The sequence below is a fragment of the Alteromonas sp. 4NH20-0056 genome (assembly GCF_057539655.1).
The window spans coordinates 222,436-244,179 of the sequence record NZ_BAAJLS010000002.1 but is presented as its reverse complement, the minus strand read 5'-3'; the positions used below and the strand labels follow the sequence as shown (position 1 = coordinate 244,179).

At 44.7% G+C, this 21,744-nt stretch carries 13 protein-coding genes; 7 read left to right on the top strand and 6 right to left on the bottom strand.

Going from position 1 to position 21,744, the window contains the following annotated elements; genetic code table 11:
- Positions 1-220: 220 nt before the first annotated feature.
- Together AC27EZ_RS04620 and AC27EZ_RS04615 are read left to right on the top strand one after the other, a co-directional pair.
- Positions 221-3,493 (top strand): VPS10 domain-containing protein, encoded by a 3,273-nt coding sequence (locus tag AC27EZ_RS04620; protein ID WP_487134195.1) that lies wholly within the window; start codon positions 221-223, stop codon positions 3,491-3,493.
- Between the two features lie 88 nt (positions 3,494-3,581).
- Positions 3,582-5,456 carry a TonB-dependent receptor plug domain-containing protein gene (locus AC27EZ_RS04615; protein WP_487134194.1) on the top strand — a complete coding sequence of 625 codons (1,875 nt, stop codon included), beginning with the start codon at positions 3,582-3,584 and terminating at the stop codon, positions 5,454-5,456.
- Here the strand turns inward: AC27EZ_RS04615 and AC27EZ_RS04610 are convergent.
- The gene (locus AC27EZ_RS04610; RefSeq protein ID WP_487134193.1) at positions 5,439-5,972 is read right to left on the bottom strand and encodes a PepSY domain-containing protein; all 534 of its coding nucleotides are present in this window, start codon (positions 5,970-5,972) and stop codon (positions 5,439-5,441) included. The two genes, AC27EZ_RS04615 and AC27EZ_RS04610, sit on opposite strands and share 18 nt — an antisense overlap.
- 308 nt (positions 5,973-6,280) lie before the next feature.
- On the opposite strand from AC27EZ_RS04610, the gene AC27EZ_RS04605 reads away from it, so the two are divergent.
- Both AC27EZ_RS04605 and AC27EZ_RS04600 read left to right on the top strand, forming a co-directional pair.
- On the top strand, positions 6,281-6,832 hold the full coding sequence (locus AC27EZ_RS04605) for a DJ-1/PfpI/YhbO family deglycase/protease (protein WP_487134192.1): 552 nt from the start codon (positions 6,281-6,283) through the stop codon (positions 6,830-6,832).
- A 24-nt stretch (positions 6,833-6,856) separates the two neighbouring features.
- Positions 6,857-7,552, top strand: a complete 696-nt coding sequence (locus AC27EZ_RS04600) for an SDR family oxidoreductase (protein ID WP_487134191.1) — start codon at positions 6,857-6,859, stop codon at positions 7,550-7,552.
- 97 nt (positions 7,553-7,649) lie between these two features.
- Here AC27EZ_RS04600 and AC27EZ_RS04595 read toward each other — a convergent pair whose 3' ends face one another.
- The gene (locus tag AC27EZ_RS04595; protein WP_487134190.1) at positions 7,650-8,654 is read right to left on the bottom strand and encodes an oxidoreductase; all 1,005 of its coding nucleotides are present in this window, start codon (positions 8,652-8,654) and stop codon (positions 7,650-7,652) included.
- Positions 8,655-9,023: 369 nt separating this feature from the next.
- Here AC27EZ_RS04595 and AC27EZ_RS04590 point away from each other — a divergent pair, with 369 nt between their 5' ends.
- Positions 9,024-9,911, top strand: coding sequence for an SDR family NAD(P)-dependent oxidoreductase (locus tag AC27EZ_RS04590; RefSeq protein WP_487134189.1), 888 nt, complete (start codon positions 9,024-9,026; stop codon positions 9,909-9,911).
- Positions 9,912-10,146: 235 nt separating this feature from the next.
- Here the strand turns inward: AC27EZ_RS04590 and AC27EZ_RS04585 are convergent, their stop codons facing one another.
- Positions 10,147-13,431 carry a PKD domain-containing protein gene (locus AC27EZ_RS04585; RefSeq protein ID WP_487134188.1) on the bottom strand — a complete coding sequence of 1,095 codons (3,285 nt, stop codon included), beginning with the start codon at positions 13,429-13,431 and terminating at the stop codon, positions 10,147-10,149.
- A 226-nt stretch (positions 13,432-13,657) separates the two neighbouring features.
- On the opposite strand from AC27EZ_RS04585, the gene AC27EZ_RS04580 reads away from it, so the two are divergent.
- Positions 13,658-14,035: a helix-turn-helix transcriptional regulator gene (locus AC27EZ_RS04580; protein WP_487134187.1), complete on the top strand. Its 378-nt coding sequence runs from the start codon at positions 13,658-13,660 to the stop codon at positions 14,033-14,035.
- A gap of 27 nt (positions 14,036-14,062) precedes the next feature.
- Here AC27EZ_RS04580 and AC27EZ_RS04575 read toward each other — a convergent pair whose 3' ends face one another.
- Together AC27EZ_RS04575 and AC27EZ_RS04570 are read right to left on the bottom strand one after the other, a co-directional pair.
- On the bottom strand, positions 14,063-17,356 hold the full coding sequence (locus tag AC27EZ_RS04575) for a serine/threonine protein kinase (protein WP_487134186.1): 3,294 nt from the start codon (positions 17,354-17,356) through the stop codon (positions 14,063-14,065).
- A gap of 35 nt (positions 17,357-17,391) precedes the next feature.
- Positions 17,392-17,988 (bottom strand): ECF-type sigma factor, encoded by a 597-nt coding sequence (locus AC27EZ_RS04570; RefSeq protein ID WP_487134185.1) that lies wholly within the window; start codon positions 17,986-17,988, stop codon positions 17,392-17,394.
- 289 nt (positions 17,989-18,277) lie between these two features.
- Here AC27EZ_RS04570 and AC27EZ_RS04565 point away from each other — a divergent pair, with 289 nt between their 5' ends.
- Positions 18,278-18,691 carry a peptidase associated/transthyretin-like domain-containing protein gene (locus AC27EZ_RS04565; RefSeq protein WP_487134184.1) on the top strand — a complete coding sequence of 138 codons (414 nt, stop codon included), beginning with the start codon at positions 18,278-18,280 and terminating at the stop codon, positions 18,689-18,691.
- Positions 18,692-18,806: 115 nt separating this feature from the next.
- Here AC27EZ_RS04565 and AC27EZ_RS04560 read toward each other — a convergent pair whose 3' ends face one another.
- A complete protein-coding gene (locus AC27EZ_RS04560; protein WP_487134183.1) occupies positions 18,807-21,497 on the bottom strand; it encodes an FG-GAP-like repeat-containing protein in 2,691 nt (896 codons plus the stop codon).
- Positions 21,498-21,744: the final 247 nt, after the last annotated feature.

The window sequence follows — 21,744 nt, the reverse complement described above, 5'->3', positions numbered from 1 at the left end:
TGAAGTACCGGTTGAGTTTGTTTGTGTATGCACTCCCTTATTGATAAACGATGGAGCGCTTTTTAGGAACTCAACATAAGTGAGGGTGGTTATAGATTGTTCAATGCATCTACCCCCTTTATTAGTCCATTGGTCGCGTGTTGCATTGAACCGCGACCAATCTATTTGTACTTTCAATGCGGTAAGGTCCTAATCAGCCAATAATAACTAGGCAATAATAATGAAAAAAATCCTTAAAGCTGCAGTGGCGGTAACGGTAGCGCTGTCATGCATGCCTGCGTTCGCAGATAAATCCGATAACGACAAAAATTCTGTTTTCAGTAGTAAAACCTTTAGAAGCATGGAGCTTAGAAATATAGGCCCTGCTTATATGTCTGGCCGTATTGCAGACATTGCAGTCGACCAAAATAACCCTTCTACTTGGTATACCGCGGTAGGGTCTGGTGGCGTGTGGAAAACCACGAACGCCGGAACAACGTGGTCACCAATCTTCGATAAGCAAGCGGTTTACTCGATAGGCGATGTCACCATTGCACCAAGCAACTCAAATATAATTTGGGTGGGAACGGGCGAAAATAACGGTGGCCGCCATATTAGTTTTGGTGACGGAGTATACAAATCGTCAGACGGTGGGCAAACATGGAAAAACATGGGGCTTAAAAAGTCTGAACACGTCTCTGACATTATTATTCATCCAACCAACCCTGATGTCGTTTGGGTGTCTGCCCAAGGCCCTTTATGGACAAGTGGCGGCGAGCGCGGTTTGTATAAAACTGTTGATGGTGGTGAAACATGGAAACAAGTATTAACTCCTGCTGATGAATGGACAGGCGTTACGTCTTTACTTATCGACCCAAGAAACCCAGATAAGCTTTATGCCGCGACCTGGTCGCGCCAGCGCACTATCGCAGCATATGTTGGTACCAATGAAGGGGCAGGCATTCATACCTCAGACGATGGTGGCGAGACTTGGACCGAACTAAAAGGCGGTTTACCATCAGGGAATATGGGCAAAATCGGGATGGCTATTTCGCCTATTAACCCTGATGTGGTTTACGCAACTATTGAAACTGACAATCGAAAAGGCGGCTTCTACCGCTCTGCGGACCAAGGCGCTAGCTGGTCTAAAATGTCAGATGAAGTAGGTGGAGGAACGGGGCCGCATTACTACCAAGAAATCTTTGCTGACCCACACCAATTTGACCGCGTCTACATTGCCAGTAATTACAGTAAAGTGTCTGATGATGGCGGTAAAACATGGACGCCAATTAATACCAAACATAAGCACGTAGATGACCACGCAATGGCCTTTCACCCAACCGACCCTGACTTTGTCATGATGGGGTCTGACGGTGGTATCTATGTCTCTCACGATAGAATGGCCAACTGGCGTTTTATGGCCAACCTTCCGCTTACGCAGTTCTATAAAGTAGCACCAGACGATTCATCACCTTTCTATATGGTATATGCCGGAGCGCAAGATAATTCAACGCAAGGTGGGCCTTCGCGCACTAATCGTGCAGAAGGGATCAAGAACAAAGACTGGTTTTTAACCCTCGGTGGCGACGGCCATCAGCCGGCAGTAGAGCCTGGCAACCCTGATATCGTCTATTCCCAGTGGCAGCAAGGTAACCTTACGCGTATTGATATGACCACGAAAGAAGGTGTATATATCAAGCCACAGCCTTTGCCTGGAGACCCAGCGGAGCGCTTTAATTGGGATGCCCCCATTAACGTTTCAGCGCACGACCCCAAGCGTATTTATTTTACGTCGCAGCGTGTATGGCGTTCAGATAACCGCGGTGACAGCTGGACAGCAATATCAGAAGACCTTACCAACAATGGTAACAGGATGCATATGCCCATGATGGGGCGTACCTGGTCGGTAGAAGCAGGCTGGGATATTTATGCCATGTCTGAATTTCACACCATTGCTAACTTTGCGGAAAGCCCGGTTGATGAAAATATCCTTTGGGCAGGTACCGATGACGGTATTATTCAAGTTACCACTAATGGTGGTAAATCATGGAAGAAGATAGAACTAGATGATATCAAAGGGATCCCAGCGACAGCGTATGTGAATGATATTCGAGCCGACCTGTACGACCCCAATACCGTTTATGTTGCGCTTGATAACCATAAATATGGCGACTATAAACCGTACCTTATAAAATCAACCAACCTTGGTAAAAAATGGACATCGCTTGCAGATGATTTGCCTGAAAAGCATTTAGTATGGCGAATTGTGCAAGATCACGTAAACAAAAACCTTATGTTTATTGGCACTGAATTTGGCATATTTTTTACCGTTGATGGCGGTAACAAGTGGGTTGAGCTAGACGGTGGTATCCCAACAATATCAACGCGGGATGTGAAAATTCAGCGCCGCGAAAACGACTTAGTCGCGGGCACATTTGGTCGCGGGATTTATATACTAGACGACTATGCGCCACTTCGTGAACTGACCGAAAAATCGATGCAGCAAGACGCGTTATTGTTTGCTCCTAGCCGCCCAGTTAAATGGTTCCAGTTAGACGACAATCACACAGATTCTGATGGCGACGATAGCTTTATTGCTAATAATCCTGAGCACGGTGCAACGCTTACCTACTATCTGAAAGACAGCATTCTTAGTGCAAAAGAAAAGCGTCAAGAGGCAGAAAAGGCGTTGATTAAAGACAAGAAAAAATACCCTAAATACCCAAGTTGGGAAGCGGTAGAAGCTGAAAGCCAAGAGGCACAGCCGTCGGTATATGTTGAAATTCGTGATGCTGCCGGTGATGTTGTTAAGCGCGTAGAAGGTAATACTAAAAAAGGCTTACACAGACTGACATGGGATATGAAGTATGCGAACCACATGCCTATTACCTCAGACAAACCATCTCGACGTTCTCGTGGAGCGTTAACTGCGTTGCCAGGTACGTACTCAGCTACGTTGTTTAAACGTGAAGGCGCAAGCATTACCCAGCTTGCTGAGCCTGTTGAGTTTGTACTGCAATCAATCTATAAGGGCGCATTAAAAGGTGCATCGGCAGAAGCGCGAGCTGAATACGACAATGCCGTAAACGCAGCACAAAAACGGGCTATTACTGCTACCACGGTGCTCAAAGAGATGAAAGCAACGATGACGGCGCTAAGAAACGCCATAGACCGTACTCCAGGCAACGTCGCGGAACTTGAATTGCAATTTGCGAGTATTCAAGACGAAATCAACGTGGTAAATCGTGCATTGTTTGGTTTAGCATCTCGCGATCGTAAAGGGGCGAAGCCAGCCAATATTACGAGCCGATTAGGTTATGCACGTTCGGGCGTAGGCTCTTCTTACGGCCCAACGCAGCAGCACCACGATCAACTGCGCTTTGCTAGCGAAGGCTTAAACGAGGTAAGTAACCGTATTAGCGCGTTACAGCAACGTAGCGTACCGGCACTTCAACAGGCAGTCGTTAACGAAGGTGGTCCGTGGACACTTGGGCTACCTGTTATCACACAGTGATAACCGCGTTACATAAATGACAAAACGGCAGGTATATTCCTGCCGTTCTTTTTCATCTTATTCCCTTACTGGTTAGTGACAAATTGACATGAATAGCCTGCGCATAATGCGCCATATTGCCGTCTCTTTTATCGGTTTTATTTTTGTTTCTACAGCGCTTGCAAGTAGCGTAGAAAAAGTGACTGTTATTGCACAGCGACCTTATTATCACGACACGCTGGAAAAGATTTTTGTGCAATATCGTTACAATGATTCTCGGTTGGTAAGCCCCGTACATGTTAACGATGTACTTACGCAATCTCCGCTTGTCTCGCTAAATGGACAAGGCGGGCAAATTCAAAATATCAGTATCCGTGGCTTTTCCCGATGGCGAGTGCAATCGTTGCTTGATGGCGTACCCATTAACAGTGACCGACGTGCCGGTGCAAGCGTCGGGTTTGTGCCGCCATCATTTATCGATAGCGCATGGGTTATTCCAGGGGCCGCATCAACGTACTTGGGCTCTGGCGCCATTGGTGGCGCTGTAAATTTACTGCTATCAGAAACACGCAAACATGAATTAACCATAGGCTGGGGAAGTAACCAAAACCTTCAAGAGTACGGGTACTCGGGCTATAACGATACCACAGACTGGAAAATAGCGTATCGCACCGCCAATAATAGTGAAGACGCTCGGGGTAATGTGCTGTTCGATTCATTTGATCAAACTGCTTTGTTTTTGCGTCATAGGCCCGAGAGCGGAGCGCTATCAGAAATATGGTCGCTCTACTCAGATAATCGCGATGTGGGTAAGTCGAGCAGTGATTATCCACAAGACAGAATAACGAATTATCCTAAAAACACGCATTGGTTGGGCAAAGCTACGTTCGCGCTTGATAGTGCCACTGGCAATGTATGGTGGCATCAGGCGCATCTTGATACCACTGTTTTGAGGCCTCAACAACGCATTAATCAAAGCCAAAGTGAGGCCTTAAATATTGGCGCAGAGGTAGGCGACAAGATTAGATTTGCTGAATGGTTAGTTAACTGGCAAATGCAAATAAACGCCCGGCATGGAGTGGTAATTGATGAGCGAGAGCTTACCCCTGAACAGCAGTTGGTATACCAAGTGCAAACACTAGATGCCTCATCATTAGGCGTTGCTGCCGTGATGGATGCTTCTCGGACATATGGCTCGACATCCTTAGCCGTTGGCGCAAGAGTTGATACGCTAAGGCAATCTCACGAACGCGTCGATATATCAAAATCTAATGTCAGTGGTTTTATAGGCGTAAGTCACTCTTTAGCGGCTAATTGGTCAACCAGTATTTATGTATCAAGTGCATTTAGAAACCCCACGCTTACCGAGCATTTTTTTCAAGGTGAAACACCGCGAGGAAGGGTATTAGGTGACGTAAACCTTGATACAGAGCAGGCTATTAATATACAAGGCGCGTTGTCGTTTAATAGCGCGCGCATCACTGGCATGTTTGATGTGTTTTACCAAAATATAGACAACTACATTGAACGCATTACGTCATCAAACGACATAGTACGTTATGCCAATTTAGAAAGCGCCACGGTCAAAGGTGTCAGTTATCAGTTAACGTGGAAGGCGCGAACTACACCGTTCAATGTTCTTCTCAGTGGCGCGTGGATACAAGGAAAGGACCAGTCTGGAAACAGTATTGCTGATATCCCCGCTCATAATCAGCGCATTGACCTAACCTTTGATATGAACCGGTGGCGTTTTTTCACGAGCTTACAATACCGCGCAAATAAAACCGCTATTTCAAGTGGAGAGAGAAAGCTTAATGATGTGACGACGCTTGATATCGGCGCGCATTGGCGAGTAACTAAGCGGATGACAGTAAGCGGAAGCTGGCGTAACCTGACTAATCAGCATTACTACGCAAGTGCTGACGACAGCGCCGCGTTCGCGCAAGGCCAAAGCCTGCAGCTTCGTTTAGCGTTCTCGCTGTGAGCGGAAGGCATGTTTTCGATACTTACTCTTCAGTGTTGTAGATAACATAACGATACCGGTTAGCCACAATATAAGTAATAAAACTGCAGCAGGTAAAAATACCCAAAGTTTCGCGCCCTCAAAAAACCAACTTCCGTCGTGTATCGCTTCTATGGTGTCGGTACGGCGGTAGGCTACCTGAAGAATATCGCCGTTACTGGCATTGAGTTGCACTTCCCAATGGTTTTTAGCCCGAACTTTTATAATGCCTTTATTCGGTCTTACATCCAATCGGTCTATATCATCCCAACCACTAATATCTGCCTCGGGGACACGCTTTACGACGCTTAACATATCGTCAAAGGTTATGATCGGTTCGGCGACCGCGATTTTTTTCGTGGGAGGCTGTACCCAGTCTATTTCTTTTTTCACCTGTAGCAACAATCCGCTGCCAATCACAATAACAACCGGAATAAATATGCTCAGTGAGATCCACAAGTGGAAACGTCGACTTATTTTACGAAGGGTACTTAACATGCTAACGCTACCTAAATCGTGCGGCTGCAATAATGCGTTTGCATTATTGTTTCTCTGTAAAACCTACTTGGGCTGTGCAAAAAACGCAGCCTTATGTTTTTATCATTCTCTTTGTTTAATAAAAAATCCAATAAAAACAGTTAAATGGCGTAATTATGCCGTTGGTTTGCTTATTGCATCGTTACTCGTAGATAGCGGGAACGCTATGCAGCCTAAATGCCGGTGCATACTACAGGTGATGCACGACATTTTCCTAGGCCGTATATGAAGTATAACAACACATTGCATAGAAATAGGAGTGTTTAACGATGAGCAACAAACAAAACCTAAAAGGTAAAAAAATTGCGATTTTAGCCACAGACGGATTTGAGCAAAGTGAACTGATTCAACCAAAAGATAAGTTAATCGAGCAGGGCGCTGACGTCGTCATTTTGTCGGTTGACGGGCAAGATACTATTACCGCATGGGATGAAAACAACTGGGGTGACAACGTCAAGGTTGATGCTCAAGTATCGACAGCTGCGCCTAGCGACTTTGACGCCCTCATCCTTCCTGGTGGTCAGATTAATCCAGATGTTTTGCGTACCAACGATGCTGCGGTTTCTTTTATAAAACGTGCCTATAAAGAGGAACGTATTAAAGCGATAGGCGCAATTTGCCACGGACCGTGGTTGCTTGTAGAGGCTGGGTTGGCAAAAGAGAGCCAGCTTACTTCATTCCCCAGTATAAAAACCGATTTGGTGAATGCCGGCGCGCAGTGGAAAGATGAGGAAGTGGTACAGGATGGAAAATTGGTTACCAGCCGTAACCCGAATGATATCCCCGCGTTTGTAGAAACTATTAGTGAACTTGTCGCCTAACAGCGGCTACGTAAAGGAGGACATATGTCAAAAGACCAAGCAAAGAACTCAAAAGTGATCGCCATTACAGGCGCATCAAGTGGTATTGGAAAAGCAACGGCGCAAGCACTTGTCAACGAGGGTCACAAAGTAGCACTGATTGCGCGAAGTGAAGATAAGCTAGCGGAATTGGTATCGGATCTGGGCGAAGACAATGCCTTTGCCGTAACCGCAGATGTCAGTGACTACGACGCACTAGAGCGCGCATTTGCCGATATCAATGCACATTTTAAGCGCATAGACGTGGTGTTTGCCAACGCTGGCACTGGCGCGAGTAGCGCAGGCATTGAGAAGGGCGACGTAGACGAATGGTCGACCATGTTAGGGGCAAACGTGAATGGTTTACTGTACACCGCGAAAGCCGGTTTACCGTTTCTTAAAGAAACCAAAGGGCAGTTTGTACTTACCAGTTCGGTAGCAGGGCGAATTGCACTTAAGGGCTCGGTATATGGCGCAAGTAAATGGTTCGCTTATGGCTTTGGAATGAACTTAGCTGAGGAAATGCGTGAATGGGGCGGTAAATGCACCACAATCTGTCCGGGTATGGTAAATACCCCATTTTTTGATGAGCCGAAAGAAGACAAACTAGCGCCAGAAGATATTGCTGATGCGGTTATTTATGCATTATCTAGCAGTGATAAGGCATGTGTTAGAGAAGTATACGTTATGCCAACCGCATAGCATTCATCGCGATAGACGGTTGCGCGTGCATTGTGCGCTGTCACGTCACAAAAATAAGGCCAGCGCTTGCGCTGGCCTTATCTATTTTTACTGTGGTTTATGCATCTTTAACGTTAACCACGTAACGGCCGACTACTTGGCCGTTGAGGAATTTATCTAAATACTCAGGCGTATCGCTTAATGAAATTTCTTGTTGGTAGCGGCCCAAATTCGGCAACTTCATATCGGTCGCTACGCGATGCCAGATGTGTTTTTTATCTTTAAGCGGAATGTAGACTGAATCCACCCCCAATAACGACACGCCTCGGGTGATAAACGGAATCACGCTCATCGCTATATCAGGAGAGGCGGCCAAGCCAACAGACGCCACACCACCACCGGGCTTAAGCTGTTTTAATAAGCCCGTAAGATAATCACCACCTAAGGTATCTATTGCATGAGCCCACATCGGTTTGCCCGCAAGCGCTTCTTTAACTTCTAACAGTGTGTCTCTAGGGAGCACTTCCTTTGCGCCTAGTTGTTTTAGCTTATCTTCTTGCTCTGGTTTGCCAGAGAACGCCACAACCTCATAACCCAATTGTTTGAGCAATGCGATGCTAATGCTGCCAACGCCACCGGTTGCGCCGGTTACAGCAACTGGACCATCGCTAGGCGTAGCGCCCATCGTTTCTAGTTTTTGAATACATAAAGCGGCGGTAATGCCACCTGTGCCATAGGTCATCGCCTCTTTTAGGGAAAGCGTATCAGGACACGCCACAGCCCATGTCGCGGGTATTGATATTTTTTGTCCAAGGCCACCAGGGGTATTCATACCAAGATCGTAGCCGAAAACTAATACGCTATCGCCAGGCATAAACGTACCAGACTTATCACTTATTACGATACCCGCGGCATCAATTCCTGGCGTATGCGGAAAATGTTGGCTAATTCTTTTGTTGCCGCTTGCTGACATTGCGTCTTTATAGTTTAACGACGAAAAATGCACATCTATCAGCAAGTCGTTCTCAGGTAGATCACTAAGGTTGCGGTCAACAATTTTTTTAGTAAAAGTATTGTTGTTTTCTTCAACGAGTAGGGCTTTGAAAGGTGCGTCGATGCTCATGAAAACTCCTTAAGGGTGAGTGGCTAGTCAGTGCATCTATGAACAGTGTTGTGGGTAATCACTATTCCATTATCTCTGCTAGTTAATGTTAGATGCACAGCGGTGTCACGGATAATGACACGTTAATGTCTAATTACGTTGGGCGTTATTGGCAAGATTCAAGGTGAACCTTGTATTTATTGTACGAATAATGAAACAGAGGGTTGTTTATATTCACGCGGTGAAGTCAGATGAATTAACCAAATAAAGTAGGTAAAACGCGGATGGGGTCCTAATCTTGTTAAATACGAATAACTAACGCCTTTCACTGCGTATAGCACAACGTTATCCACCCAAAGGCTGTTTAAAAAACTAAAATAAGGAATGAACATGTCAAACGAGTTTACGGGTAAGACAGCAGTTATCTCAGGCGCTGCTGGTGGCATCGGCCTGGCGATCGCTGAGGTGCTTGGTCAGCAAGGTATGAATTTAGTCATGTGTGATATCGATGCAAAAACGCTGGACGCGGCAAGTCACGGCTTGCGTGATAAGGGGCTGAATGTACTCGCATGCCAGTTAGATGTTACAGACTATACACAGTGGGAAGACGTTGTTACGCAAGCGAAAGAGACCTTTGGCAATGTGCATATGGTGGTGAACAATGCTGGCGTTGGCGGTATTCCTGGAAAAATTGAAGACACAGAACACGAAACGTGGCGTTGGGTGTTAGATGTGAATGTAATGGGCGTACTGTATGGCACACAGGCATGCGTACCTGCCATCAAAGCGCATGGTGAAGGAGGCTGGGTGTTAAACGTGGCATCGATGGCGGGCATGCTAGGCATGCCTTATGCTGGCGCCTACTGTGCGTCAAAGGCTGCTGTTGTATCGATGACAGAAAGTTGGGCTGCTGAACTTGCGCCTAAAAATATTCATGTATCTGTGTTGTGTCCTGCATTTGTAAAAACAAGAATTCACGAGTCGCACCGCAATCGTCAGGAAAAATACGCAGTCGCTGAAGGCAACCGCCAAGATAAAGAAAAATTGAAAGCAGGTGCTAACGCAGCTACTGTAGCAGTTGAATCGGGTATTCCTGCAAGCATGTTGGCTGAACGCGTTCTTGAAGCACTGAAATCAAAACAAACCTATATCTACACGCATCCCAACTACCGCAAAATCACAAGTGGGCGGGCGAAAGCGATTGACCACGCGTTTGTAGATGCAGAAAATAGCCCAGTAGTGGGGCATTTGATTAACGACGATATCGTTACCTTTTAGGCTTTCATGGTTTAAATAGCGCAAGGCTGTTCTTGCACGCTTACCTGTTTGTCATCAAGATCACTATGGCTCGGTTATGGCGGTGGCAGGTTCAGTTTGCGTTAGCCGAGCAAGGCACATAAAGCACGGCATCGGCGTTTGAAATTTACTCTAGCTACTAAAAAAGCCGGCAGTTTATGCCGGCTTATCATTTGACTGTTTAGCTACTTACTTAAATTAACCGAAGTCTGCGTAATTAATTAGCATCATGTGGTAGGTTTCCATTTGCTAAGTTGTTCGCATTTTCTACAAATTGCTTTGCAGTATCAACGTCTTCAAATAAGTAGTTAATATCAATGTAGTCTGCATCCTCTTCATCAGAAACAAAGATAGAAAACGCACTGTTGCTGATTGATAGGTAAAGTCTACCACCCAAATCAATACTTCCATCATCGTTGGTGGTGTACGAAAAACTATTAACTACACTGGTGAAGGTTTCATCATTAAATATTGTCGCTTCGCTTCCTGAGAATGAAACGAACGTAGTATTCCATTCTCCATCTTCATTTACGTCAACCAGTACAAGTTGTTTGTCGTTCAGCGTTGCAAAAGAAGCCTCAGACAGCTTATCTCTTAATACGGTTTCATAGGCTTGCGCGTCGCTGCTTGTGTTAAACAAAAGCACTGGCGTAGCACCTACTGCGCCAATAGTGACATCGCTTGTAGCAAATAAGAACGCACCGACAGAGGTTGGCACACCGGCTTCATTCTCACTCAAGATAATACTTTGGTCCTGAGCAACCTTATAGCCACCGGTTTCGACACCTCTTGCAGATGATGCGTTTTCATACGTGCCATCTGCGGCAAGCGTGAAGGTAAAGGTTGCGTCTTCAGTGCTAGTAATAAGGTTTTGAGCTACACCGTATACGGTGCTACCTACATAGCTACTTGGTGCAACCAAGCCTATGAATTGCTGTGGTGGCTGTGAAGGTAAATCAGGGTGAATGGGCAAATCAACGGATACTGGGCGAGTCGACTGTTTCGACACGCGTCGATTATCCATTGCTAAATAGTCAAATTCACCGTCGAACCCATTGCTGCCATCGGCAAGGTAAAAATCGAATTCGTGGCGATTAGTGATATGGTACGCCTCGCCTTCCTTTGCAAATAAAGACCAACTGCGATCGTTGTATAGATAGCAGCTAGGGTTTTCGTTAAAGCATCCCGGGAAACGATAATCCGTAAAGCGCAAACGGCTAATGGTTAATTCACCATCAACAGAGACACGCCAGTTTCCGTACATCACGCTTATTTCATCTACTGTTAAACTGCCATTGCCATCTCTATCGTTTGTACTAATAGTATACGCGCGGCCGTTTGGCCAAAGTTCCCACCAAAATTCATTGATGCTACTTCCGTCAAACGCATAGCTATAAATACCAGGTACAGAAGCGACATCAAAAGCATCATCGAGTGTTTTTGCACCGCCGGCATCCACTTTAAATGAGCGTGTTTCGCCGTCTAATGACGCACCTGATACAGCATATAAGTTTACACTTTGACTGTCGGTGAGTTGTAGATACGCCAGTTCGGTACCATCTTCAAAAGTGACGAGCAGTTCGTCGATAGTCTGATCAAATGACGAAGGTTGCTTAAGCCAAGTGAAGCGTCGGTCAATGTATTGAGAACTCCCTGTTCCATCAGGTGAAAATGCAAAGGTGTCAGCTGACCAATTAAAAAATTGTAGGGCAGGGTCTTCAGACGTAAATAGTGTGCTTGTGATCGGTAATGAAAGGTAGGTCGTCTCGCTGTCGTCTAATGCAACTTCATTTGCGTTATCAATTGAAATAGCTGTAACTTGACGTGCCGTGTCACTTAAACCACTTTCGTCGCTCAGCTCTCCATTAGGGTAGTGCTTTGAATACAGGTTTGTAAGTTGGAAGGTAAAAACACCTTGCTGCTCATCTAGAGGGAGGTAACGAAGTTCTTGATATTGGTATTCCACATTCACTTGAATTGTGTTGCCGTCCATCTCAATCGTCTCTAGTCCGCTTCGAACATACTCACCATCGGCGAAGCTAAGAACGATTTCATTAGCATCTTGTGAAAAGGTAGCCTCGACGTCCGTGTCGTAGGCAATGAAGTGGGCACTGTCATCGTCGGATATTTTCACAACGCTGCCAGGATAGGCCAGCAGTGGGTTATGATAATCAGAGATAAAAAAGGTTTTTATCGCACTGCTGATGTCACTGTTAACTAGTTCAGGGTCGTTAACGATTTCATCATAGGCTTCGGCATAAGCGGGCGTATCTTTGATTGCATCAACATACTGCGTCGCTGCTTCAGTATTTAGCGCAAGTGCGAGAGTATCAGTGATACCCTCTGGTAGCCCTAGACTAGGGTTATCGCCAGACTTATCAATTGCTACTTTAATTGCGGTAGCGAGAGCAAACTTTTCTTCTTGTGATACCTGTAAGTTTAGTGCAGCTAATAACGTATCGTCCGTAATCGCTTCGCCTAGATTTTCTCGCTGTACTAACGCAGCATTGGCGGTAGTCACATTGGTCACGTTTACGTCAAACAGCTCATCTTTGGTCAGTGTATTGTCATCACCTGATAACGAATCAAGTCTCTCGACTGTCCCTAATATCGAGGAAAGTTTCGCTTGAGCTTGTGCACCTTCACCCTGAGCGATGATGGAAACCATGCTACTACTATCGTCATCATCTAGGTTGAATTCAACGGTATAGTTACCCTGTGCATCCGCGGTCGTAGTTAACGTTTTATCGCCTACTGTGAAGGTCACGTTTGCGTTTTCAATAGGGGAATCGGTAACTACTCCTGAGATCGATAGCGTTATGGCGTTTTGGAGGACTTCAACGTTAACATTGGCACTGCTCGACTCACCTTCATCGTCCACGACGGTTACCGCGAAAAGAAGCATTTCATTTTCTGTTACTGATGGGGCGGTAAAGCGCATCGCCGCAGTATTCGCATTTTCAAGTACTACGCCGGTACCGCTTAGTTGAAACCATTGATATGAAGCAATTGAGCCATCATCTTCGGCCACTGCGGTAATGGTAATAGATTGCTTTTCTTCTACGGATTGTTCGGATACCGATAACACCGGTGCTGCATTAATGTGAGTAACAAGTACATTAACTGCGCCTGTTGCGCTGCCTCCATCATTATCTTGTACGGTGAGTTCAAAGGTAAGCGTTTCGGAGGGCTTAACATCTGGAGCTGTAAAAGACAGATTGGCAGTATCCGCGTTGGTTACCGTTACCGATGTCCCTGCCGTCTGCACCCAATTATAACTGGTAATCGTACCATCAGTGTCTGTGGCATTACTTGTTAATGTAACATCAGACTTTTCGTCTACCGTAATGTCACTGTTTAATCCTACTGTGGGCAGCACATTCGGGGCTTGCTCTACAATGTCTTCTACCTGCTGTTTGTTGTCGTCATTATTACACCCTGACAATGCAACTAATAGCGAGGCAGCAATAATACTTTTTTTAGTGTTTATGCGAACAGGCATGAACGATTCCTTTTTTATTTTTAGTTAACCTACGGCGTATTGGCAAAATAATATCGTCAACCGTATTGCTCATTCCTTCCTCAAATCGCGCAAATTTTGAGTCATTCACGGTTCTCATAAATTTTTAAATTAGTTTTGGAATTTTGCTCTGCATTTTCTTCCTACGCTTTTGACTATAAATGCAGCACTGTTTTGTCAATGTTATTAGGGGTAGATAGGGAAGATCATGACGCACCAATCAGGGAGCAGCGCGCAGCGGTTTAAACAAAAATTTGAAGCGCAATTGAATTATGAAATTCAAATACGACAAAAGGGCACCATTACGACATTACCTGATATCCGAGTGAGTGGCGTTGCAGTTGCTTTGAATATGGATGTTTCAAATTTGCGGCGTTTGTGTCATCGCTATTATAAGCAATCTCCCAAAAGCCTCATCGATCAGTACAGAGTAAAAAAAGCGCTTGTACTCCTTGCGAGAGGAATTCGCCCATCAATAATCGCGGATAAACTTGGGTTTTATGAGCACAAAACCTTTTCTACTGTTTTTAAAAAACATACGGGCATGGCACCTAGCAAGTTTGTTAAATGTTCGCCAGTGGCCTGAGTTAGCGACGTCGAAACCTAATTATACCTAATGCGGATTTACAACCGTGAACCGTTCATTAGAGACCGCCCAATACCCCGCTTCGGATATAATTAGTATCTTATACGCATTCCCTTGGCCGTTGAATTGAGACGGGTCGAGTTCATAGCTTCCTGAGTTAAGGGTGCGGTCGGACACTAAATACCAGCGACGCTTAAGTACCGTTGGAAAATGCACGTTTGTTCCATTGCCTATATTGTGTGGGCTATCGTGTAACACATAGATGGCGACCATATTGCCTTTCAATGCATCGTTATTCCATACGATATGGTTGCGCTGCCCTACGTTATAAACCTCATAGGCCTGCGGTTTGCTTATAGCATCAACTAACAAATTTGGGACCATCATCTGTTTTAGCCCGTTATCTGCCGCGTTGCCAGATTCCACGCCAAAAAAACCTTCATTGATAGCCCAATAACCATGATCAGACACAATCATGACTTTAAAGCCTTGTACACCATTCGCCATCATCACTAATGGGTCGAGAACGAGTTCTCCTGAGTTTTCTACATCAGAGGCAAACAAGTGCCAATGGATATCTTGAATGTTGCTCCAAGAGTCGAATGCGTTTTTAGAAAAGTTGTTTTTATGATTTATATATAAAGATACTTTCTCACCTTTAAGCGCGGTAGGTTGCCACTTGAAGGTGAACGGCGTGCCGATAGTCAGCATGTCAGCATGTCCTGGGGAGAGAACACTGCGTACTCTGCGATTACTTAAAATGATGTTATTCCCAGCCAAAGCGAGCGCACTAAAATCATTTAAATTTGAAAATTCAGTATGCGCAGGATTAAGCGACTTAAGTAGAGAATCGGAATAGGTTGAATTAATGCTCGTCTTCCCCAGCATGTCGAAAAAACGGTTTGCTTGTTCCGCATTTTTTTCAGTGGTGTAAGCCTCTATTAATGCAAGTCGGCTGCGTACATCTGAGTGTTCACTATGCGTACGGCCGAAATCTATCGCCCACGCAGCGTGTCCTGCACGTGTTGCTGCACTGATAATTGCTGCGGTGTGTTTTGATTCATGGTCTAACGTAGTTAGGTGTCTCAGTTGTTCTGTAGTTACCTCATGACCTAAGCCAATGTTACTATTGAGGGAAATAAGATTTGCAATAAACACATGAGAAGACTGCTTTGTTGAATCGCCATCAATAAATGGCGATAGCATCTGTAACGCCCCTGAATAATCGTTCGTAAAATATAGCGCCGCAGCATGTTTAATGGCTATACGTTCACAAGAAGCACGGGGTGAGGTAAGACATAATGTATGCGCGGAACGTATATAAGATGCGCTCTGTGCGAACTGCTTAGCATGTAAGTAGTAATTGTGCTGCTGCTCTAAAATAGTTAATAGTTTGTGGTCGAATAAAGGGCGCAAGCTGCTGAAAAGACTCTGTTGTTTGGTTAACAGCATTTCTAGCGTTAATTCATCACTGGCTGCCGCTGCCACCCACATTAACTTATTATAGATTAGGGCTTTTTCGGGGTTTTGGCTATTAAATGCGGTATTGGTGTGAAAGAGAGCCTCAGACATTGTCTTATGAGAACGTTCAAGATCATTTGTTGCGGTTTCTGCTTGTGCTTTTATCGTAAAGTACCATGCCAGTTGGTGGCCTGTGTAGCTTGAAGTATCTGTGTTGTTTAAGGTCACGAGCACCTTCGCTGCATTAGCATTAACGTCTTGCTCCCACCTTGAGCGTTGAAGTGAAAATTGCTGTGTTGCCGTTAATGCATGTTCAAAGCGTTGACGCAATACTTCCAACTGGTTTGTCGTTGAGCGCTCAGGGTAAAGATGGGTATCAATTTGTGAAGCAAGGAATAACCCGTCGAAACTCTCTTGCTCGGTGGCAGCGTTATACTTGTCTATCCACATTTCAGCATTGTGATAATCGCCTCTTAAGTAAGCTGCTTTTGCATAAATAAAAGCTGATACTAATGATTCATTTTCTACTTTAGAAATTACGTTTTCAGCCTGTTCCAAGTAGCCCAAATTTAACAGGCTGGTCGATAGTGTCGATGTAATAGAAGCTTTCGTTTTAGTGTCGGCCACATTAGATGCGCTTACCAAAGCAATGCCTTCATTTATAAAATCAGCAGCGCTTAGTGCGCCGCCTCGTGCCGACGTAGGTGTATTGACTTCAAACAACGTGTCATAAAAATCTAAGATCTGCTGGTTTTTATCTGCCTCATTTACGAGTTTATTGTTCTGTAAATATAAAATGCTTAAACCGGCGAGCAACGCTAGCGGAAACGCAATGGTCAAAAATGCTGAAGTGGGTGAGCGTTGAAACCACTTTTTAATTAAGTAACGTCGAGAGTTGTTATGCCATACAAGCGGTTGATTATTACGGTAGGCTAATATAGCGCTACTAAATTGCTCCATACTTTGAAAGCGAGATTGGCTTTCTTGCGATGTCGCTTTGTTCATAATAGCGTTGAGTTCGACGTCGCGACTACGACCGAGTAAAAAAACCATGAGTTGGCCCAATGAATAGATATCATCGGTGACATTAGGTTTATTACCTGCACGCTGTTGAGGGCTGGCAAAATGAGAGCTTGCGGCTGTTAGCTGCTGACGCTCAGCGTCATGAAGCGAATTTGCAATGCCAAAATCGAGTAGCTTTGGTGACAGATTGGCTTCTATTATTACGTTAGAAGGTTTGATATCTGCATGAACAATACCATTTTGATGTGCTTCGGTAAGGGCGCTGCAAAGCTGGCTTAGGATTGATAATTTTGCAGCCACGGTGAATTGACTAATGTCACACTCGTTTAACGCTTTGCCCCGCACAAACTCCATAACAATGTATGGCACGCCTTCGTCAGTCGTATCGATATTGTAAACTTTGGCTATATTTGGATGGCTCAGGCTGGCAAGAAACTGGGCTTCTCTTTGAATAAATGTTTCACCTGCCATATGAGCTATTGATGAGTATACAAATTTAATGGCGACTTCTTGCGCGATAAGCCCGTCGTTTCGTTGCCCTAAATAGACCGCCGACATCCCGCCATGCCCTAACTTATTTTCTAATAGGTAAGGGCCTACTTGATTGCCTGATAGTTCTTGAGTTTTATGATCGTCACAAAGAAGTTCTGCTTGTGTACCGACGAGAGCGGTGAAGCCACTCTGGTTTTTATTTGCATAGTGGGCGTCAATCAATGCGCGCGTATCTCGGTAGAGGAGAGAGCTTTCACTGCAAAAATGTCTCAAGTTTATCAACATATTCGCTTCATCAAATTCAATGAGGTGCGTAAACAGTAAAAGTGGATCGGAAAACGTCATAGCAACCTACGAATCAGTGTAAATTATTGTTTTTGTTATGCCGCGTCGCACTGCACTTTTAAGAAGGCTTTCGCAGCCGAGAGTTCGCTGTACACCGTTGAACCGCTTAGGCTTAGTTGGGTTTGTATTTCTTCTACATTTTGTCCGAGATAGTAATGCAGTAAAGCAATTTTGTAGCATCGCGCATTGGCTCGCTCCAAAGCGGTGAGTGCATTATCGAAATTTACATACAGAAAAGAATCTGTAGGTAGGTCGGTAAAAAGTGCCGGTGAGGTAAATTCATCATTGCGCTTCTTCGCTAGGCGTTTCTTTAGTTCGTCTTGTAACATCCATCGAACAAAAAGTGCAATTGACGTATAAAACTGTTCGCGGTTGTCAAAAATCTCATCGGGCGCAGAAAGTTTTATAATGACATCGTGAAGTAGGGATGTGGTATTGGGGAGTTTATCGACAATATGTTGTGAGCGTTGAGTACGTGCAGCGCTATCTATTTGCTTTTTAACAATGCCTTTTAAATGGTAGTAAACCATACTGCGTAGTTGATTCGCGCTGTCTAAATCATTGCTGATCACCCACTGGTTGAGAACAACCGTAAAATTAGCATCGGTAATATGCTCAGCTCCTACATCCATGTCGCATTCCTTTTAATTGTCCCTCTCCCTTTTTTGAGACCATACTCGAAAAGGGAAAACGTTTTAACCTTAAAGTAAAAGCGTAATAAATCAAAGAGAAAGTGAATAAAATTAACACAAAGTTTAATAATGCTTAACGCAATGAACGTGCGGTGGAAAATCATAAATGCAAAAAGCGTTGGGTAGAGAAAAGTCAACTAGATACGTTGATGTGCTATCTTCGCTATAATAACGTGGTATTAAAGAAAAGGGCGTGGCGTCGATGCGTCAACAGTTGATGAGTATTAAAATGAAACGATTTCATATGTTTACTGCATGTGTATGTTTATTCATCGTAGTCGCGTGCGCAGAAATTCCTCGCGTAGTCATTAACAGCGCTGAGGTCAAAGGTACTGTAATTGATAGCGATACAAAGGTACCTATTCAGGGCGTGAAGGTAACTGCGGTAACAAGTTACGGTAACGCAAGTGGGGCGCGTAATATGCAGCAAGGCATTGCATACACCGATGAAAACGGTGAATTTAGTATCCCCAAAAAACCTACTGATATTTCAAGTTATCAAACGTATATCATGAGCGCGCCCGCTCTTGATTTGGAAAAAAAGGGTTACTGCTTAAAGTCGGTGGTCCGAGGGGCAACCTCATATCAACAAGGTGTTATTATTGAGCTTTCATTGCCTGATGGGAATTGTAAGGTGCACTAGCACTATTTATTATTGTCACCTGATAGAAGTCATATTTTTTGTTTTATCAGGCACTCCACAAAAAAAGGGGCATTAGCCCCTTTTTGAATTTACTGCGTTACCTAACAATACGTGATTAGTGTGTTAACACCATCCCAGACCCAGTTCCCATTAGCACGGAACTGTTGCCATTTGGATTGCCTAGTTTAAGTGAGTTAATTACCCCTCTTCCAGACAATGCTGCACTTTGCCACACGACGCCACCTGTTGTTGTATCTATCTCGGTTAGCAATGTTTCATTAGCACTGAAATAGTCTAATTCTGGTATTTCGGCAATCAATACGTTATTCGAATTGGGTACGTTCACCATACCAGTGAATTCGCGGTTAATAGGCACATAAGCCATCTCGCTCAAATTAAGGCTATAAGTGGTAACGCCGCCCTCGCTATAATCTTGCGTTCCACATAAAAATGCATCTTCGGTAGCTGCTTCAAGCATGTAGCTACAAGCGCGTGCCGCTGAATTGCTTGCTCTCATCGTCAGCGAATTACTGCTGTTTATGTTAAGTGCTACCAAACCATTCCACGAACCAACAATGATAACGTTGTTATCATCACTGTCCTTTACTGTCGTAACATTATAAATACGGGCACCCGTTGACCACGTATCGATGACCGTGTCATTGCTAATGTCATAGATAGTTAGAATTTCTTCATCGGCCAATAAAAGGTCGTCGTTTCCGTCGTTATTAATATCGGCCACGTGGATTGCGCTGAAGTCGCTGTCGAAGCTATCGCCACCTATTTGCCACTGACTAATACCTGAATCTAAATTAATGACATCCACGCGTGGATCGTACAAATCGGCGCCGAGTAAAAAGAGTTCATCATAGCCGTCACCGTTGCTGTCACCAATAATACCTTTGTACTCTCTACTCCAGTTTGTTGATATCTCTTCACTGATAGTTACGTCGCCCTCTGATGTCATTAGTGCGTAACGTTGTCCGTCGTATCCACTGTCGGTTTCAGGGATGACATAAATAGCGGCTTCTTCTGTCGGCGATATATTGGCCCAACCAACAGGATAAAAGCTGTCTAGTTGTGCTGGATTTTCATTAAACCAAACCACTTCGGGCACGGGGCTAAGCGCTGCTACGACAACTTGGTCTTCACCTGTAGTCGAGCCGCCGGTACCCCAAACCAATTCAAGCTGACCATTACCGTTTGTGTCTCCAACCGCTAAGCTCTCGCTGCCATGACCAATTAGAGGTAATGCCCATGCTTGTGAGTAAGTGTCACCCGTTATGTCATAAGCGGTAATATTTCCCCACTGGCAATCACCTAAAATGATTTCATCAGCACCGTCGGCATCAATGTCAGCTGCAACCACGCTGCAGTTATCGTCATTTTCAATAGTCGCTATTTGAGATTGGGCATCAGCGTTCCAAACGATCAGAGACGTCCAATTTAGTGCTGCAATGATTTCATCAATACCATCGTTGTTTACATCGCCGGTGGTGAGTACTCGGCCAAAGCCTTGGCCATTGTTCCACTGTATGTCTCCAGAGTCTAAATCAATGACCTGTCCTGAAGAAATAACAAGCTCTAGCGCGCTGTCGCTGTCAACATTCGCAACGTCAAATTCGATTCGGTCGTCGACAGTAATTGTGGTGCCAAGGAGTTCGGTTGTGAAGTCATCATCTAGCACGACAAGATTGGATTCGCTAGACCGCTCTTCGAACAAAACGATAAGCTCAGGGGCGGCATCGCTATCAATGTTTCGTACCAAAAAATTCACCATGGCTGTTGACGATGAATAGACGAATTGTGGTGGTTTGTTAACGTCGCCGATGTAATACACCGCTTTTTTGCCTAACACATAGACTTCTTCGTTACCGTCGCCGTTGGTATCGTAAACCGAAAGCCTTGTTGCATTTCCAGTACTATTTAACGAATATGGGTAGGTAAATGTGCTCTCGTATTCACTGCCTGTTGCCTGAATAAAAGACAGCGCGCCGAATTGGTCTAGCACAACAATTTCAGACTCGCCATTGCTATCAAAGTCACCAATTTGAATGCCGCCTGGGTAGTAGGCGATGTCGATACCTTTTCTTATCGTTGGCGGGGTAAAGTCATTGAACGATACGTCGACATCAACAGATATTGGGTCGACAACATCGTTACTTGTAAACGCAAAACTAACCGTGTTTGTCTCAGAGATCATTGGTAATGACGCAGTCCAAGTCACATCGCCATCTTCAGATATCGCAGTGCCTGCAGGCCCATAAAGTAACGTGATAGGGAATGCTGAGTCACTGTCTTTTTGAACGTTGAATGAAAGTTCGCTTCCAATAGTTACACTACTTGGTACACTAGAAACCGATAGGCGGGCTGCGCGTTGCATTGCTATCAGTGCAGTACCACCCGTTTCATTTTCGAACCACTGCATGCTATTTCCACTAAAGCTGGCGTAAACCTCTAATACACCGCCCACAACATCCTCGAAGCTATTTTCACAGTCGTTTTCTAAATTCTGTTGTTCAACTGTTAGGGTGAGTGGGTGTCTGCTTCCCGCACTGACCGTACTATCGAACTGATAGCTGCCTGCGATAAATGAATTAGCAGAATTGATTTCAAAATTGCCGCTAGCATCGAATTCATAGGTTTCGACGCACTGGTTGGGGTAAACAAAAGTCCATATTGCAACGATGTTGTTCGTTACCTGTGTGGGAGGCGGTGGCGTGCTGCCGCCGCCGCTATCACTGCCGCCACCGCCACAGCCGGTTAGCAAAGCACTACAAACGAAAAGGAATGCAAACAAGCGCATATACGTCATCCTTGATGTTGAAGCTACTTGGCTTGCTATAGCGCAATGAAGTAGCTCATTAATTTATGGTGAGCGCATAGGTTACTGCTTTTACGCTACGTTAAAAACATTATTTTCATTAATTTGTTAGTTGAAGAATTTTTCATAGTGCCACCGTATCCAAACCGCAAATAACGCTAGGTAGCAAATAGGTCAAATTGTCCTTATAATCCGCAGGGTGTGTTAGACGTAGCCTGTGATAGTAGAA